Here is a 16,165-nt window from a genome sequence, read left to right as displayed (position 1 = left end):
GCGCCGGGCGTGGCCGATCAATGGTGTGGTTGTACCAGTATGGCGGTATCTATCCGTCAGAGATGTTCAGGGGAAAACCGTTCTCGCGCCCCCAGACGACCGCCTCGCTGCGCTTGTGGATGCCGATCTTGCGGTAGAGCGCGGCGCCGTGATTGCGCACCGTGTTGCGCGACAGGCCGAGCTTGCGCGCGATCGCGTCGTCGCTGAGCCCCGAGCAGATCAGGTTGAGGATCTGGCGCTCGCGCACCGTCAGGTTCGGCGCCGCCGCGTCGCCCGCCTCCCGGCCCGGCCGGCGCAGGTTGGCCAGCTTCTCGATCAGCCCGCGGCTGAACCACGACGTGTCGGCCATCACCGTCTCGATCGCGTCGAACAGCTCCCGCTCGGTGTGCTTGCGCTCGGTGATGTCCTGCAGCACCAGCAGCACGAAGGCGGTCTCGTTGATCGTGATCCGCTCGGCCGAGACCAGGCAGTCGAGGTTCGCGCCGCTCTCGTGGCGCAGGCAGACCTCGACGCCCAGCACGTAGCCCTGGCGCTCCAGCGCGGCCTCGACCTGCAGGCGCTGCTTGTCGGCGACCCACAGCCCGGCCTCCGCCAGCGAGCGGCCGACGACGCGGTCCTCGCCCAGGCCGAAGACCCGGCTGAACGCCTCGTTCACGCCCGTGACCTGGCCGTCGTCGGCACGCACCAGCACGGTCGGCACCGGCGTCATCCGGAACGCCGTGGCGAAGCGCTCCTCGCTCTGGCGCAGCGCGGCCTCGGCTTTGCGGCGCAGCTCGAGGTCGGCGAAGGTGAACAGCATGCAGGGCTCGTCGCCCATCGCGATCGGCTGCCCGGCGACGATCACGAAGCGGCTGCCGCCGTCGGGCAGGTCGAGGCAGGCCTCCATCTGCGGGATCGTGCCGCCGGCGTTGAGGCGCGCGACGGCGAGGTCGCGGTTGCGGGCGCCGGCCAGGACGTCGACCTCGTAGACGCTGCGGCCGATGACGGCGTCGCGGGTGTGGCCGGTCATCTCCAGGAAGCCGTGGTTGACCTTGACGTGGCGCAGGTCGGACAGCCGCGTGATCACGGCCGGGGCCGGGTTGGCGTTGAAGGTGCGCTCGAACCGCTCCTCGGCCTCGAACTGGTCGGAGACGTCCTTGAGGATCAGGGCGAGGCAGCTCGGGTTGCCGTCGCGGTCGGTGGCCACGAGGCTGCGCAGGGAGTGGACGAAGTCCACGTCGGGTCTGTCGGCCCGCCGCACCTCGACCACGACGTCGTGGAAGCGCTCGCCGGCCACGACGCGCTCGATCGGGTACTGGTTGGGCACGATGTGGTTGCGGTAGCGCAGGCAGAAGCGGTCGCGGTAGGCGTCGACGGTGGGGCCGAGCTCGTCGAGGCTCTGGGCGCCGTGCATCGCCAGGGCGGCGGCGTTGGCGTAGGCGATGGTCTGGTCGGGCTCGACCAGGATCACGCCCTCGCTCAACCCGGCGATGATCTGCCGGAGCTCATGCCTGTCAACCCCCGCCGTCACAGCTCCCGCGCCCCCCGCCTGCCGTCACTGCCCTCGCGGCAGCGGGGCACAAACGGGTTGCGCACAAGCCGGTTCCACCAGATCCGCAATTTTCACTGGTATACCTGCACCATTGACGGCGTTGAGATCAACCAGAGATAAGTCCGCGTCCCTTCAGCGAGACATCTTGCCCGTCGCGGCGATGTCTCCGTCCCCACGAACCCAGAGCTTCACCGTGAAGCCCGCTGACGAAGAGCGCGATCCGACCGGCAGGTCCGATCCCGTCATCTCGCCTATCCACGCGCAGCTGGCTGAACGGCTGCGACAACACTATTCAGAAGTTGCACCGATCGAGATCGGCCCCCGTCTCGCCGCCGTGCTGAATCGGCTGTCCGCGGCGCTGGATGCCGCCGAGGTCGGGCGGCAGGTGCCCCATGCCTTCAAGGACGATCTGATTGCCCTGGCGCCACGCCTGCGTCGCTACGCCCTGACGCTGACGTTCGACGGCGTCGAGGCCGACGATCTCGTGCAGTTCACGCTGCTCAAAGCCTGGGAGCATCGGCAGCGCTTCCAGCCCGGCACGAGCCTCGTGGCGTGGCTGTTCACGATCCTGCGCAACGGCTTCATCAACGGACGGCGCAAGCGACGCCTCGAGGTCCCGGATCCCGACGGCGTGCACGCCACGGCCCTGTCGGAACCGGCCGCCCAGGAACACAGCATGGGCTTGTCGGAGGTCCGAGCCGCGATCGACCGGCTCGAACCAGCCTATCGCGAGGCGCTGATCCTGGTCGCCGTCGACGGCCTTCCCTACGAGGCCGCCGCTTCCGTGATCGGGTGTCCCGCGGGCACCGTGAAGAGCCGCGTCAGTCGCGCTCGCGACCGGCTGCTTCAGGAGTTGGGCGAGCGCTGATCCGGGGCCGCATGCGTCGGCCGTGCCGGACGCTGCCGGGACGCGGGCGCGGTCAGATCACCCGATGATCAAGCCGACCGCCGATCGGACCGCGCCTGCACGGGCGCCTGCTCGATGGGCAGGCGTGCGACCGAGGTCCCTCTGGCATCGCGCACGACCAGCACCCAGTCCTCCCCGTAGCCTTCGTCGGCAAGCTCCTGCACCATGTCCCGGATGACGCTGCGGGCGTCGTCCAGCGCCTGATCGAGGCTCGTCGCCTCGATCCCGATCTCGTCCTTGATGATCTCGCGATCGTGCTCGATATCGAAGTAGAGCCGCCGCGGCACGAGCCGGAGGTCGCGGCGATCACCGCTCTGAAGGCCGGCGATAGCGAAGATCTTCGCGGGATCATGCGCGTTTCGGGACGTTCCGATCCTCAGGAGCGCGAGTCCGCCACCCGCCAGCACGGCGGTCGCGCTGGCGACGCAGGGCGCCAGTACCAGAGTCTGGAAATCGAGCGATTGCCAGCCGAAAACAAGCACGGCCAGTCCGCTGCACAGAGCAGCCGAGATGACAACCAGCAGCATCCCCCCAGCCCCCGATCCCGCGCCGGCTCAATCACATCGGGGTATACGCCAACATTCGGGTCCGCAAGAAGGGATAAGCAATAGGTGCGCAATCGTCCGATCCGCCTCGAAGAACCGCACAACCAGCAAATCGAACCTCAAGGCCCCGCAGCCATGACGCTGGCGCGCGTAAATTCCAGCCTCGGTCCTGGGATGATCGATGGATCACCGACCGATTGGAGAAAAATTTAATATTCCACTCCCAGGGCCGCTCGCGCGCGTGCACACACTTTCGTGAACCCTCTGATCGACTGTCGCGATTGCGCGATCAGCGCTCCGTGCATCGCGACCCGGCGCCGGTCGGGATCCTGCGGCGAGCCGATCGAGCCAGCACGTGGCGCGACGATGCCGCGTTCAAGACCCAGCGGCCAGCGAATCATCGACATCACTCGCCACGACGGCAAAGCCCAATCCGCGCAGCGATGCGGTCGGAGTGTCGAAGGGAATCACAGTTGGCCACCTCAACAGTCGATTCACCCATCACGACGCCAGAAGACGCGGCGATAGGAAGCCGCATCAATCCCAGACGCGGCTGCAAGGCAACCACAATGCTCAGGTCTCGGTTTTGCTTGTCAACTTCTGAGTGAAAATTGACGAACAGGCAAGATTCCATTCACAGGCAAAGCAACCCAAGTCGTCGCGTAATTTTATGTTTTCCTCTGCTTGGCATAGTATCTTCTCGGACGCTGGACATATGCAACCATGCCTGTCGGCTCGATGGGCTCCGGCCCGGCAACGGAGAGAGTGAGTGGACAGCAGAGACGTGGCTCGTGAGCCGAGGTTCGAGACGCCCGACGACGCCCCCTTCGACCGTGTCGCGGCTATCGAAGCGAAGCTCGACGCGCTCGTAGAGCGGATCTCAGCGCTTCAAACGCACTTCTACTACGACGCACTCAATTGGAACGATTTCAGATCGCGCTTCGACCGATTCGTTCTCGAATGCGAGGATCGGCAGCGGGACATCTTGGAAGCCGTGATCAGGAGAAGCGAGGTGAAACCCGTGAACGTGCGTGTCGTGACCGCGAAAGCGCTGGCCGACGACACGCCCGATCATCTCTTTCCGAGAGGCACGGCCGTCGACAATACCCGGTCCCCGCGCTTCGTCGCAGCCTGCGAAACCCATTTCGGCAGCCGCCTGCGTCACCTCGATATCGGTTCGGCCGGTGGAGGGCTCGTCTGGGATTTCACCCAACGCGGACATTTCTCGATCGGGATCGAAGGCTCGGACTGGTCGCGGAAGGAGCAGCGTGCGGAGTGGCGCACGATTCCGGATCGTCTCTTCACCGCCGACGTGCGCTTCCCGTTCCGCGTCGAAGACGAGGCCGGAGAGTGCCAGAAGTTCGATCTGGTCACGGCTTGGGAATTGTTCGAGCACATACCGGAAGCGGACCTACCCACGCTGCTGCATTCGATTTGCCGACACTTGAGACCGGGTGGGGTCGTCGTCGCCTCCATCGCGACCTTCGCGGATCGCGACGAGGCGGGCCACGACTTCCACGCGACGATTCGCGACCGCGCTTGGTGGGAAGACGTTTTCATGGCGTCAGGATTGATCCCGATCGAGAGCCCCTTCCAGCTTCGCGATTATCCGCGCGGATCAGGCAATCCCCGCGCCCACGATTGGGATGCGCGCGCCAATCCGGAACTCGGATTTCATCTCGTCGCGAGACATCGCCCGGAGCAAACACAGAGAATTTCCGAGTGAATCATACCGCCGTTTCGCGGTTCATCTGCATTAGTCAGACAGTGCGAGAGAAAGCCTTCCGCGCAAGGACCGCGAAATCTGGTCCTGCGCGCTGTGGATTACGGGAACTACACCCGATCTCGCGCTCGAACACGCACCCGATGAAGGCTCGGCGAAGCCACCGACACCCGACATCATCGGGGCAGCACACATGGCGCGCGTTTCCGGCGTCTATGCCGAACCGACCGAGCCGCCTCGTGCGGAGAGTCCGCGACACATACGGTGCTGCCACGCTCATGCCGGCTCGAATTCCGCGTGCCGGGCTTGCGACGTCACGCGCTATGGTAGACCGAGGACGATCCCTGGCTGCGCGGATTGCCCATGAAGTTTCGATTGCCGATCTCGTCCAATCAGCGCCGTCCGCTGTTTGCTAACCCGCTTCCCGGCTTCGATCCGGCCTACTACCTGGATCGTAACCCCGACGTTCGTAGGGCCGGTCTAGATCCACTTCAGCATTTTCTGAACCATGGCTGGACGGAAGGACGCGACCCCAGCGCCGGCTTCAGCACGGCGGGTTACCTCGCGGCGAACCCGGACGTCGCCGCCGCGGGACAGAATCCGCTGATCCACTTCTTGCAGAACGGCCTTGCCGAAGGACGGAGCGGTTACACACCGGGCACCCCGCCGACTCAGGTGGGGCAGAAAGGGACCTCAGAGGCTCAGGGCGCGCCCGGCTCTCCGGAGTCGCACGATCACGTACCGCTGCAAGGCTTCATCGACGAGGCTGATCACAGCCGGATCCGCGGGTGGGCCTTCACACCATGTTCCCCGAATTCACCGACGGTGATCGCCATCGTCGTCAACCGATCACCCGTCAATACGGTCGTTGCTGGCAAATTCCGTCCGGATCTGCGCGAGGCTAATATCGGCAACGCGCATCACGGCTTCACATACGCGTTCTTTCCGCCCCTGAAAAAAGACGTGGAGCAGACGATCGTGATCCGCCGCTCCGCGGATGGCCAGGAACTGGCCCGGACGGTCCTGCCTCGGGAGAACCAGATTTGATAGACCAGTCATCAGTGCTCGGGGGAAACCTAGAGCTGGCCGGTCCGGCGTCTCTGACCGTCAGGAGATAGCATCGGCGTCAATCCTTGCATTCCAGATCGCCGGTGAGCAGCGGCTGAGCGTTGGCGTTCGCCGGCACTGTCCCGTCCATGCTGTAGATGTAGACCTTCGGATCGGCGAAACCGATCCGGCCCTGGACGGAGCGACCGGTCGCTCGGTCGAATCCAGTCAACACCGTGTCCTTGAACGGTTGGCAGGGAAGCGAGGCCGTGATGTAGCCCGAGCCGCCCGTGACTTTAATATCCAGCCGAATACCGAGGATCTCTCGACCGAATCGGCGGTAATCGGCCGTGGCCGAGACTGAGGCGGCGGCCGCACCGCCGCGTGCGACCGCGGGCGTGTAGACCGTTCGTGCGAGATTCGTCGTGAACCCAGTATTCCCGATGGACTGGCCGTTATCATCGGTGATGTTGACGCCCGCACCATCCTCCCATTTTGGCGGCGCCTCACCGCTCTCGGTATTGTACTTGGCCACGACATTCCTGACGCTCGGCCGTGGCCCGCCGCGCGCGACTAAGCCGCCCGTCGCCGAGATTGTCCCGAAGCGGTTGGCCCGGGCAGAGGACGGTGACGTCCAGACTCCGCCCTTCAGGTCGACCCCAATCCCGGTATGTCCTTCGCGATCGGCGCGTATGAAGATGAACTCGTTGGTATCCGCGTTGCCGATCTCGAACCCCGTCCCCTGTTGGGTCAATGTCAACACATTGATCCACTGGCTCGAGTTGGTGTCGAGCCACGGCGACCCCGGTCCGATGCGCACGCCCTGCGCCTTCAGGCTCGCTCTGCCTTGCTGCGTCACGCGGAGTTTCCACTCGTTCTGAGATGTGTCGAGGAACGAGGACGCGGCATTGCCGGAATTCGCGACGGTGATGGACACGTCCCGCGTTCCGCCGATGTCGGGGGGCTCGACGGTCAGGACGTCGCCCAGCACGTAATTGGCTCCCCCCTCCGTGACGTCGATCGCGGATACGGAACCGCCCTTGACCGTGATCGTCGCGCGGGCGCCCTCTCCGGCTCCCGCGCTCGCGTTCGCGAGGGGGACCCCGGTGTAGGTCCCGCTCCGTCCACCGGATCCCGGTGTGACCGCCGCCCAGACAGGTCCTGTGAGCGGGCCTTTCGCGAGAGGACCGCGGGCCTCATCGACATCGATATCGGCGCCCGGACCGGTCGTGTCCCGCACCATGATGTCGATCCTGGAATTTTTCAGCCCGCGCACGAACAATCCCGTCTTCGCGCGCCCATTCCCGTTGAGCGTCAGATCCGAAACCGCAACGGCGGTCACCGGTGTCTGAGCCGTCGTACTCCGCAGATCGACGATCACGGCTCCGGGCGCACCGGCCCATTTCAACTCGGTTCCCGCGATGGAGAAGGCACCTGCACCCTGGCCGATAATCTTGATGCGGGACATGTTGGGCGCACGCAATGACGTCGCGCAGCGAGCCGCGCCGGGAGGCAGCACAAGGGTTCCTCCCCCGCGCGCGTTGAGGAAGGCGAACGCAGCGTTGAGAGCCGGACACACGTCGGCAGATTCCGTCCAAGCCTTGCCATCGCCGTGGGCGGCAAAGTCATCGTAGGTCGCCAGAACGGTTCTGAACTTCGAGACGAGCGGGCTGTTGATCGGGTCCGCGAGGTCGGCGCGACTAACGACGCCGCTCGGTGGCGTAAATCCCAAAGTCGCGTCTGAGCGACCGGCACTGGTCTCTCCCTGCCGATTGCCATCCTCGACGGGATGATTCTGCTTCGTTCCGGGCGTCGGCGGTGTCGTTCCAGAATCGAACCCCCCTGCGCAGACCGTGCCCTGAGCGAAGCACAGAGCGATGAGAAGACCGCGACGCGTAAGTGAAATCCCGTATCCCAAGCGTCCCTCCGTGCGGCCTCGCGCGCCGCGTGGCGAGTCTTGCCGATCCCAGAGCGGCCCACCCATGATACGACGGGCCGCGGCGGCGCGACGAGGACTGGGTCGACCTGCTGACAGGACGCTGCCTTCCGTGAACAGCGTTCGACCAGCCGAATCGCCTCGGCAGACCGGCTGCGGTGGATTCGCCCGTCGAAGAGCCAGGCTGAGCCTCTCGCGTCGGGACGCGGAACCGGGCGATTTCCCGGTGACAAGGATGAGCGCGAACGGCGCCGCCGGGGAGGACCGCAGGCACTGGTTGTACGATAGCCGCCTGCTGGTCTGCGGCTTCTGCTTGGCCGCGGGTGTCGCCATCACTGGCAGGTCAGCCAGTTCGAGGCCCCCTGCCGCTCCTCTTTAGCGCCCACAGGGACGACACGGACGGTCAGTCGGTGTGCCTGAGGATGAATGCCTGCATGCGCGACGCGTGCTCCCGGTCGACACGCGAGGGCCTCCCTCGGACCGCCTATGGGCTCACCTGCACGCACGAGCGGAGGATTAGATCGGCCAGGCAACGGACCCGAGAACTCTTCGGAGAGCTGCGTCGGAAGTGATCGCCTACAGGAGGCCGCTCGACGCTCCACCACTGAGCGAACGGCTAGCCCGCGCGACCAGCTCATCGAAGGCCAGGGCCGCCGCGAGGGCCTATGTCCGAGAAAGGAACGGCCGATGAGATTCGGCTACCGTCATCTCGGTCTCGTCGAGCACTTCCCAGGTCCAGAGATGCTGTCCGACGGCTTGGATCTCGAAGTGCGCGGTGATCGCGCGGGTTGAGGCACCGTGCAATCACGCCCGACGGAAACCTACTCGACACAGTAGGGCACGCCGCACAACATCCCGTTTTTGAGGCGACCCCGATTGATCCCTGATTGCGTCGCTGATCGCAGGCCGTGCAGCCTCGCGGCCGTCGGCGATGGACCCGCGCCACCGGCGCGACCGGCGGCCGGCCTCACCGCAACGCATCTTTTGATGGGGACATCGACGGCGGATGTTGGTCGTAACGCGCCGTTGTCGCCGATTGCAACCACGGGGGCCTCCCGGGCTCGGGGCGAGGAGCCTCCGTGCTTACGATCGGCAGGGGATGCCGTTCGCCACACCCATGGATCAGATCACTCACGTCCGCCCTAGCCGCACGCGCAGGAGGCCCCACGCGGCCCTCGTCGTGGCATCGCTCATCCTGGCCGTCGGGCTGTGGTTCGTCATCTACGCGGTGTCGGGCCGCGTCATCTGGTTCTGGTAGGCGGAACGCCGATCCCGTCTCGCAAAGCGTGACCCCATCCGTCGGCTGCGCCGCGTGCTCGGCCCACGCCAAGGTAAACCCTCATCCGTGCCCTGATGATCACCATCGGGCTACATCGGCATGGCGACGGTTCGTGACTCGAGACCTCACGGTAGAGCCAGCGCGATCGTTCGACCGGTAGCGCCAGCTCGGCGGTAGCCCGCGAAACGACGAGCAGACACCGAAGGCGCAGAGCGCCGGCAATACACCGGCCCATAAGCCGCTAGCAATTTCTGATAAAACGATGCGCAGCCCGCGATGGCTGCCAGCGCGCTGGCGCTCCCAAGGGGAATCGAACCCCTGTTTTCGCCGTGAGAGGGCGACGTCCTAGACCGCTAGACGATGGGAGCTTTCCGGCGGCGCGGGGCTGCTATAGCCACCACCCGGCGGCGGAGCAAGTGCCTTTGTCAGGAAATCCGCCGCGGCGGGTCAGATCGGGAGCGAATAGGGGTCGTGGTGGATAACGCGCAGGACGAGCGGGCCGGGATCGTGGCCGAGGGAGGCGTGCGGCTGGATAGGGCACTGGTCGCGCTGTTCCCGGATCTGTCCCGGGCCCGCCTGCAGGACCTGATCCGCACCGGCCAGGTCCAGCGGGACGGCCTCCCGGCGCTCGACCCGTCGGGCAAAGTCGCCGCCGGCGCGCACATCGTGCTCAGGGTGCCCCCGGCCGCTCCGGCAGAGCCGGTGGCCGAGGCCTTGGATCTACCGATCGTCTACGAGGACGACGACCTGATCGTCATCGACAAGCCGGCCGGCTTGGTGGTCCATCCCGCACCGGGTCACGAGAGCGGCACGCTGGTCAACGCGCTGATCGCCCATTGCGGCGCCAGCCTGTCGGGGATCGGCGGCGTGCGCCGCCCCGGCATCGTCCACCGCCTCGACAAGGATACGAGCGGCCTGATCGTCGTCGCCAAGAACGACACGGCCCATCAGGGCCTCACCGCCCAGTTCGCCGATCACGGCCGGTCCGGACCGCTGGAACGCGCCTACGCCGCCGTGGTCTGGGGCCTGCCCCAGCCGCGGGCCGGGACGATCCAGGCCAACCTCGCGCGGTCGCGCTTCCATCGGGAAAAGATCGCCGTCGTGTCGGACGCGAGCGGGCGCCACGCGGTAACCCACTACGCCGTGGCCGAGGCGTATGGCGAGGCCGCCCTCGTGCGCTGCCGCCTGGAGACGGGCCGCACCCACCAGATCCGCGTGCACCTCGCCCATCGCGGACACCCCCTGCTCGGGGACACGGTCTACGGCGGCGCCTTCCGGACCAAGGCGGCCCGCCTGAGTTCGGAAGCCCGCGCCGCCCTCACCGCGCTCGGGCGCCAGGCGCTCCACGCGGAACTGCTCGGCTTCAGCCACCCGCGCACCGGCACGACGCTGCGGTTCGAGAGTCCGCTGCCGCCCGACATGACCGCGCTCGTGCAGGCACTGAGGGCGGAAGAGAACGGAGCGCCGCGCCTGTAACCGCCCCGTCGCGGCGTGCGAAAGATCACCCCGTACCGCGTCACATCGTGACATGGTACGACCAAAATCGCCGGTGGCGCGTTGTTGACGACGTGGGTGTCATCGACCGCAACCGGCTCCCCGGCGTCCCTTACGAGATGGGGGGCCGGCAGGGTCGGCTCAAGAGCGGCCCGAGTGGACGGCACTGTTGTCCGTCGCGTCCGCCCGACAGGGGGACATTAGGTCCAGGAGAATGCCATGGCCGGTACGCTGCCCGTGCTCGCCAACGAAGGTGGCCTCTCGCGCTACCTCGACGAGATTCGCAAGTTCCCGATGCTGGAGCCGTCGGAGGAGTTCACGCTGGCGAAGGCTTGGCGGGACGCCGGCGACCGCGAGGCCGCGCACCGGCTCGTGACGTCGCATCTCCGCCTCGTGGCCAAGATCGCCATGGGTTACCGCGGCTACGGCCTGCCGATCGGCGAGGTCGTGTCGGAGGGCAATGTCGGTCTCATGCAGGCGGTCAAGCGCTTCGATCCCGACAAGGGCTTCCGTTTGGCCACCTACGCGATGTGGTGGATCAAGGCGGCGATCCAGGAATACATCCTGCGCTCGTGGTCCCTCGTGAAGATGGGCACGACCGCGAACCAGAAGAAGCTGTTCTTCAATCTGCGGAAGGCGAAGGGCAAGATCTCGGCCCTCGACGAGGGCGATCTGAAGCCCGATCAGGTGAAGCAGATCGCCACCCGCCTCGGTGTGCCTGAGCAGGACGTGATCGACATGAACCGGCGCCTGTCCGGCGACACGTCGCTCAACGCGCCCCTGCGCGAGGAGGGCGAGGGCGAGTGGCAGGACTGGCTCGTGGACAACAGCCCGAGCCAGGAGACCGTGCTGGCGCGGGAGCAGGAGGGCCAGAACCGGCTCTCCGCGCTCAAGGACGCTCTCGGCGTACTGAACCCGCGCGAGCGCCGCATCTTCGAGGCCCGGCGTCTCGCCGAGGACCCGATCACTCTCGAGGATCTCTCCGGCGAGTTCGGCGTCTCCCGTGAGCGCGTCCGGCAGATCGAGGTTCGCGCCTTCGAGAAGGTGCAGGAGGCGGTCAAGCGCAACATCGCCACCCGCGAGTTGCCCCGGACCGGCATCGAGGCCCGCTGACCCGCACGCCCGGCGCTCGCGAGGCGCCGGGCTCGCCCAGCCCGGTCAGGGCTCGGCGGTCAGGGCTCGAACGAATGCCGACGCCGCGCGGTCACTGCCAGGCGTCGAACGCGTTCTGCATCACTTGGGCGCCGGCTGCGCCCTTCTCGAAGGTCAGCACCGCCCGGCGGCCGGACGTGTAGCGCAGTGCGATGTCGAACCAGTTCCGATGCAGGAGCAGGTCGGTGTTGCGCTCGACGTCGTTCTGCAGCGACGACAGGCCGATCAGGAACAGGTTGTCGCGTACGCGGACGGGCAACCCCGAGACGGGCGAGCCGCGGGCGCTCTGCTCGTCCTTGGCCTGGAGCAACCCGACATCCTGGACGGTGCGGGACGCGCCGTTGCTGCCGGTCTGGCTGAACGCCAAGCTGACGGTGTGGGACGCCGGCAGCGTGGCGTCGAGATTGCGCTGGATCGTCATCACCAGCGTCAGGCCGGCATCCGGAATGGTCACGGTGGCGATCACGGCGTTCTGAACCGGCTGCCCCTGATCCCCGTTCACACTCTCGAGCCGCCAAGTCACACGCCCCGGCGTCACGGTCGGCTGCCCGCCCTGGGCGCCCGTCGCCTCCTCGACCAGTTCCGCCCTCTGCGCGACGGCGACGCCCGCATCGGCGGGCGCGGGCGTGGCCGCTGCCCGCGGCGGCGCACTGTTCTCGACACGCGTCGGGGCCTTCGGGGCCGGCGCGGCGTCGCCGCCGACCCGGTCGCCGAACTTGGTCTCGCCCTCCGGCTGCTGCGTATCCCCGGCCTCCGTGCCGCTCGACGGCAGGTTCTGCGGCCTGTCGCGCAGCAGGAAGGCCGCGACGGCGATCAGGCCGATCACCACCGCCAGGACGCCGCCGACGAAGACGTTGCGCAGCACGCGGGACCGACCGGTCCGGGGCGGGACCACTTCGATCCGCGGCCGCTGACGCCCGCCGGCGCCCTCGGCGGCCTCGGCGTCCGGATCCTCGACGGCGGGCGCCTCCGTGGCTGATGTCTCGGCGACCGGCGGCGCCGCGTCGGGCGCGGCCGGCGGTGGCGTCCCGGGACGCGGCGGCGCGATCGGGATCGGCGGCTCGCGCGGACCGTCCTCAGGGTCCCGGTCACCCTCTCGGGCCGTGACCGCGAACGGCGGCCTCGCGGGCGGCAGGATGGGCGCCGGCACCGGTCCGGGTCCCGGTTCGGGGGGGGATGGCTCCGGGATCTCCGGCTCCGTGGCCGTGGGCACGATCGGCTCGGGCGCGGCGGGTACGGGCACGACCGGTGCCGCAGCGGGCGTCGGAGCTGGGGCCGTGGCCGGTGCGGGCTTCTCGGGCGCCCGCGCGGCATCGTTGGCAGGGGCCGGAAGACCGCCGTGATCGACCTCGAGCCGCTCGATCGCCGCGTCGAGCGCCCGGCGCTCGAGATCGATGTCGGCCTCTGACAGCGGCGGATCGAGGGAGCGCAGCTGGCTGATCAGGGCATTGCGCGCGCGGTCGTAGACCGCCTTGCGGAGGGCGGGCGTTCGGTCCGGCAGCGCGTCGAGCGCGCGGGCCAGAAGCGGGTAGTAATCGGCCATGATACTCTGGTCCGCCCCTTCGGCCGCCGTCCGGCAACGCCGGTCGGAGGCCGGGGACCGAGGTCCGCGCCCGCCCGACAGGTCCGGTCGCGGCCGTCGGCCGGTTTGTCGTGTCCCGCGCGCGAGATCAGGGCCCGCGCGCCGGCTGCCTTCGAGGCGGCGGGCGGATCGCGATACGGACCGCCCGGCCGCCAGCCCGTTCTAGATCAAGCCCGCGCGGACTGGATACAGGCAGGGCCGCCGAAAACACGCGTCGTCAACGAGATAGCGCGCGGAGGGTCAATCCTCGAACGGGTTGTGCATGAGGATCGTGTCGTCGCGCTCGGGGGAGGTCGACAGCAGAGCCACCGGCGCCCCGATCAGCTCCTCGATCCGGCGGACATACTTGATCGCCTGCGCGGGCAGATCGGCCCAGGACCGGGCGCCCGCGGTCGTCTCCGACCAGCCCGGGATCACTTCGTAGACCGGCTCGATCCGGGCCTGCGCGGCCTGGCTCGCCGGGAGATGGTCGACCGGCTGGCCGTCCAGCATGTAGCCGGTGCAGACGCGGATCTCCTCGAACCCGTCGAGGATATCGAGCTTGGTCAGCGCGATGCCGTGGATGCCGGAGGTCCGGACCGTCTGGCGCACCAGCACGGCGTCGAACCAGCCGCAGCGGCGCTTGCGCCCGGTATTGACCCCGAACTCCCGCCCGCGGCTGCCGATGGTCTCGCCGATCTCGTCGAACAGCTCGGTCGGGAACGGCCCCTCGCCGACGCGGGTCGTGTACGCCTTGGCGATGCCCAGGACGTAGCCGATCGCCCCCGGGCCGAGGCCCGAGCCCGTCGCCGCCTGCGCGGCCACGATGTTGGAGGAGGTCACGAACGGGTAGGTGCCGTGATCGACGTCGAGCAGCGCGCCCTGCGCGCCCTCGAACAGGATGCGCTTGCCGGCCCGGCGCTCCTCGTCGAGCAGCGACCAGACGGTGTCGGCGAACGGCAGGATCTTCGGCGCGATCGCCTTCAGCTCGGACAGCAGCGCCTCGGCATTCACCTCGTCGATTCCGAGGCCGCGCCGGAGGGCGTTGTGGTGGGTCAGCACGCGCTCGATCTTGGCGGGCAGCGCGTCGGGGTCGGCGAGGTCGACGACGCGGATCGCGCGGCGGCCGACCTTGTCCTCGTAGGCCGGTCCGATGCCGCGCTTGGTCGTGCCGATCTTCAGCCCGGCATTGGCGGTCTCGCGGAAATGGTCCAGCTCGCGGTGGAGCGGCAGGATCAGCGTCGCGTTGTCGGCGATCCGCAGGGAGGACGGCGAGACGTCCACGCCCTGCGCCTTGATCCGCTCGATCTCATCGATCAGGTGCCAGGGATCGACCACGACGCCGTTGCCGATGACCGAGAGCTTGCCGCCGCGGACCACGCCCGACGGCAGCAGCGCCAGCTTGTAGGTCACGCCGTCGATCACGAGCGTGTGGCCGGCATTATGGCCGCCCTGGAAACGGACCACGATGTCGGCCTGCTCGGAGAGCCAGTCGACGATCTTGCCCTTGCCCTCGTCGCCCCACTGGGCGCCCACAACGACGACGTTGGCCATGCCTGCCTGCTTACCCGCGACGGAAACCGGGACGGCGCCGCCCACGGGTGCAGGCGGCGTACGTCGTGAGCCGTTTCCGCGATCCGGGCAGCGAAATCAAGCAAGGGGCCGCATGATCGGACCGCATGGCGGCCAGCCGGGGCCCGTCGCGACCGGCCTACTTGGCCTCGGTGCCCGGGTCCCGACCGGGAAGTTCGTGGGGCTTGATCACCGGCATGGAGCCCGACTGATCCGGCTTCACAACCGTGCCGGTCGTGCCGGAATCCGGCGGCTTGATCACGCCGTCGTTCTTCTGGAGCTTGTCGCTGAGCGACTGGTCCTGCGGCGGCGCGTCCGCGTTCGGGCGCACGCGCTCGGGCGGCGTCGGGGCCGGTCCGGTCGTCTGGGCGTGGACGGGCACCGCCGCGACGGCCGTCGCCAGGGTCGTCGCGAGGGCGACGAGCAGGGTCTTCTTCGGCATGAGGGCCTCCCCGGTTCGAGACACGAATTCGGGGAGGAACAGTCGGAGACGGGATCCGTTCCTGTCCGGCTGTCGGGCCCGATGCCCCAGCCTGTGGACGAGATACGACGGCCTCAACCCTGGCGGGCGGCCTCAATGTAGAGCTCCCTCAGACGCCGGGTCAGCGCACCCGGCCGCCCCTCGCCGATCGCGCGCCCGTCGATCTCGACGACCGGCATCACGAAGGCGGAGGCGCTGGTGTAGAAGGCCTCCTGCGCCGCGTAGACCTCGTCCACCGGGATCAGCCGCTCCTCGATCCGCAGGTCGGCCTCCTGCGCGAGGCGCAGCACCGAGGCGCGGGTGATGCCCGGCAGCAGCGCCGTGGAGAGCGGCCGGGTCACGAGCACGCGGTCGCGGCTGATGATGAACGCGGTGGAGGAGGAACCCTCGGTGACCGCGCCGTCCTCGATCATCCAGGCCTCGGCGACGCCGGCCTCGGCCGCCTGCTGCTTGGCGAGGACCTGCGCCAGCAGGGCCACCGATTTGATGTCCCGGCGCTTCCAGCGCAGGTCTTCGACGGTGATCACCCGGGCCCCGGTCTCAGCGAGCGGGTTGGCGAGCACCGTCTTGGCCTGGGTGAACATCACCACGGTGGGCTCGGTGCCGGCCTTCGGGAAGGCGAAGTCGCGCTCGGCCACGCCGCGGGTGACCTGCATGTAGACGAGCCCCTCGGCGACGCCGTTGCGGGCCACGAGCTCGGTCTGCAGGCGCTCCCAACCCGCCGCGTCGTGCGGGTTGCGGATGCCGATCTCGCCCAGCGAGCGGTCGAGGCGCGCGAGGTGCGCGGCGTTGTCGACGAGCTTGCCGTCGATGATCGCCGAGACCTCGTAGATGCCGTCCGCGAACAGGAAGCCGCGATCCATGATCGGCACCCGCGCCTCCTCGTAGGGGAGGAACTGGCCGTTGAGGTAGACGATGCGGGGAGCGGTCACGGGGA

Annotated in this window: 13 protein-coding genes and 1 tRNA gene; 6 read left to right on the top strand and 8 right to left on the bottom strand. The window is 67.9% G+C overall.

What is annotated here, in order from left to right; all coding sequences use genetic code 11:
- Window positions 1-49: 49 nt before the first annotated feature.
- Entirely contained in the window at window positions 50-1,510 is a 1,461-nt protein-coding gene (locus J3A75_RS02615; protein WP_012321380.1) for a helix-turn-helix transcriptional regulator, read from the bottom strand.
- A 166-nt stretch (window positions 1,511-1,676) separates the two neighbouring features.
- Between J3A75_RS02615 and J3A75_RS02610 the strand changes: the two genes are divergently transcribed.
- Window positions 1,677-2,399, top strand: coding sequence for a sigma-70 family RNA polymerase sigma factor (locus J3A75_RS02610; RefSeq protein WP_245364380.1), 723 nt, complete (start codon window positions 1,677-1,679; stop codon window positions 2,397-2,399).
- A gap of 68 nt (window positions 2,400-2,467) precedes the next feature.
- Here J3A75_RS02610 and J3A75_RS02605 read toward each other — a convergent pair whose 3' ends face one another.
- On the bottom strand, window positions 2,468-2,965 hold the full coding sequence (locus J3A75_RS02605) for a DUF6894 family protein (RefSeq protein WP_083374249.1): 498 nt from the start codon (window positions 2,963-2,965) through the stop codon (window positions 2,468-2,470).
- 787 nt (window positions 2,966-3,752) lie between these two features.
- Between J3A75_RS02605 and J3A75_RS02600 the strand changes: the two genes are divergently transcribed.
- Window positions 3,753-4,709 (top strand): class I SAM-dependent methyltransferase, encoded by a 957-nt coding sequence (locus J3A75_RS02600; protein WP_053621793.1) that lies wholly within the window; start codon window positions 3,753-3,755, stop codon window positions 4,707-4,709.
- A gap of 360 nt (window positions 4,710-5,069) precedes the next feature.
- Window positions 5,070-5,753, top strand: a complete 684-nt coding sequence (locus tag J3A75_RS37185; RefSeq protein ID WP_199825822.1) for a hypothetical protein — start codon at window positions 5,070-5,072, stop codon at window positions 5,751-5,753.
- Window positions 5,754-5,832: 79 nt separating this feature from the next.
- On the opposite strand, the gene J3A75_RS02590 is transcribed toward J3A75_RS37185, so the two are convergent.
- Entirely contained in the window at window positions 5,833-7,671 is a 1,839-nt protein-coding gene (locus J3A75_RS02590) for a hypothetical protein (RefSeq protein WP_159392696.1), read from the bottom strand.
- A 1,135-nt stretch (window positions 7,672-8,806) separates the two neighbouring features.
- Here J3A75_RS02590 and J3A75_RS02585 point away from each other — a divergent pair.
- Window positions 8,807-8,947 carry a hypothetical protein gene (locus J3A75_RS02585; protein WP_164891333.1) on the top strand — a complete coding sequence of 47 codons (141 nt, stop codon included), beginning with the start codon at window positions 8,807-8,809 and terminating at the stop codon, window positions 8,945-8,947.
- A gap of 313 nt (window positions 8,948-9,260) precedes the next feature.
- On the opposite strand, the gene J3A75_RS02580 is transcribed toward J3A75_RS02585, so the two are convergent.
- Window positions 9,261-9,336 (bottom strand) — tRNA-Glu (locus J3A75_RS02580).
- 103 nt (window positions 9,337-9,439) lie between these two features.
- Between J3A75_RS02580 and J3A75_RS02575 the strand changes: the two genes are divergently transcribed.
- Together J3A75_RS02575 and rpoH are read left to right on the top strand one after the other, a co-directional pair.
- Window positions 9,440-10,444 (top strand): RluA family pseudouridine synthase, encoded by a 1,005-nt coding sequence (locus J3A75_RS02575; RefSeq protein WP_070998210.1) that lies wholly within the window; start codon window positions 9,440-9,442, stop codon window positions 10,442-10,444.
- A gap of 237 nt (window positions 10,445-10,681) precedes the next feature.
- On the top strand, window positions 10,682-11,575 hold the full coding sequence (rpoH, locus tag J3A75_RS02570; RefSeq protein ID WP_012322527.1) for an RNA polymerase sigma factor RpoH: 894 nt from the start codon (window positions 10,682-10,684) through the stop codon (window positions 11,573-11,575).
- A 91-nt stretch (window positions 11,576-11,666) separates the two neighbouring features.
- Here the strand turns inward: rpoH and J3A75_RS02565 are convergent, their stop codons facing one another.
- The 4 genes from J3A75_RS02565 to J3A75_RS02550 all read right to left on the bottom strand — a co-directional run bounded on the left by J3A75_RS02565 (window position 11,667) and on the right by J3A75_RS02550 (window position 16,160).
- Window positions 11,667-13,157 carry a hypothetical protein gene (locus J3A75_RS02565; RefSeq protein WP_059409950.1) on the bottom strand — a complete coding sequence of 497 codons (1,491 nt, stop codon included), beginning with the start codon at window positions 13,155-13,157 and terminating at the stop codon, window positions 11,667-11,669.
- Window positions 13,158-13,436: 279 nt separating this feature from the next.
- Window positions 13,437-14,729, bottom strand: a complete 1,293-nt coding sequence (locus tag J3A75_RS02560) for an adenylosuccinate synthase (protein ID WP_012322525.1) — start codon at window positions 14,727-14,729, stop codon at window positions 13,437-13,439.
- A gap of 157 nt (window positions 14,730-14,886) precedes the next feature.
- Window positions 14,887-15,189, bottom strand: a complete 303-nt coding sequence (locus J3A75_RS02555) for a hypothetical protein (RefSeq protein ID WP_071000609.1) — start codon at window positions 15,187-15,189, stop codon at window positions 14,887-14,889.
- Between the two features lie 113 nt (window positions 15,190-15,302).
- Complete coding sequence (locus J3A75_RS02550; RefSeq protein WP_012322523.1) at window positions 15,303-16,160, bottom strand: D-amino-acid transaminase; 858 nt, start codon at window positions 16,158-16,160, stop codon at window positions 15,303-15,305.
- Window positions 16,161-16,165: the final 5 nt, after the last annotated feature.

The sequence above is a fragment of the Methylobacterium sp. PvP105 genome, from assembly GCF_017876975.1.
Taxonomy (GTDB): Bacteria; Pseudomonadota; Alphaproteobacteria; order Rhizobiales; family Beijerinckiaceae; genus Methylobacterium; species Methylobacterium radiotolerans.
Note: the sequence above shows the minus strand (reverse complement) of the source record. Positions and strands in the feature narration are given on the sequence as shown.

Coding starts and splice junctions, on each gene's coding strand:
- J3A75_RS02605 (WP_083374249.1), bottom strand. CDS start 2,965: ATGCTGCTGGTTGTCATCTCGGCTGCTCTGTGCAGCGGACTGGCCGTG.
- J3A75_RS37185 (WP_199825822.1), top strand. CDS start 5,070: ATGAAGTTTCGATTGCCGATCTCGTCCAATCAGCGCCGTCCGCTGTTT.
- J3A75_RS02585 (WP_164891333.1), top strand. CDS start 8,807: ATGGATCAGATCACTCACGTCCGCCCTAGCCGCACGCGCAGGAGGCCC.
- rpoH (WP_012322527.1), top strand. CDS start 10,682: ATGGCCGGTACGCTGCCCGTGCTCGCCAACGAAGGTGGCCTCTCGCGC.
- J3A75_RS02565 (WP_059409950.1), bottom strand. CDS start 13,157: ATGGCCGATTACTACCCGCTTCTGGCCCGCGCGCTCGACGCGCTGCCG.
- J3A75_RS02560 (WP_012322525.1), bottom strand. CDS start 14,729: ATGGCCAACGTCGTCGTTGTGGGCGCCCAGTGGGGCGACGAGGGCAAG.
- J3A75_RS02555 (WP_071000609.1), bottom strand. CDS start 15,189: ATGCCGAAGAAGACCCTGCTCGTCGCCCTCGCGACGACCCTGGCGACG.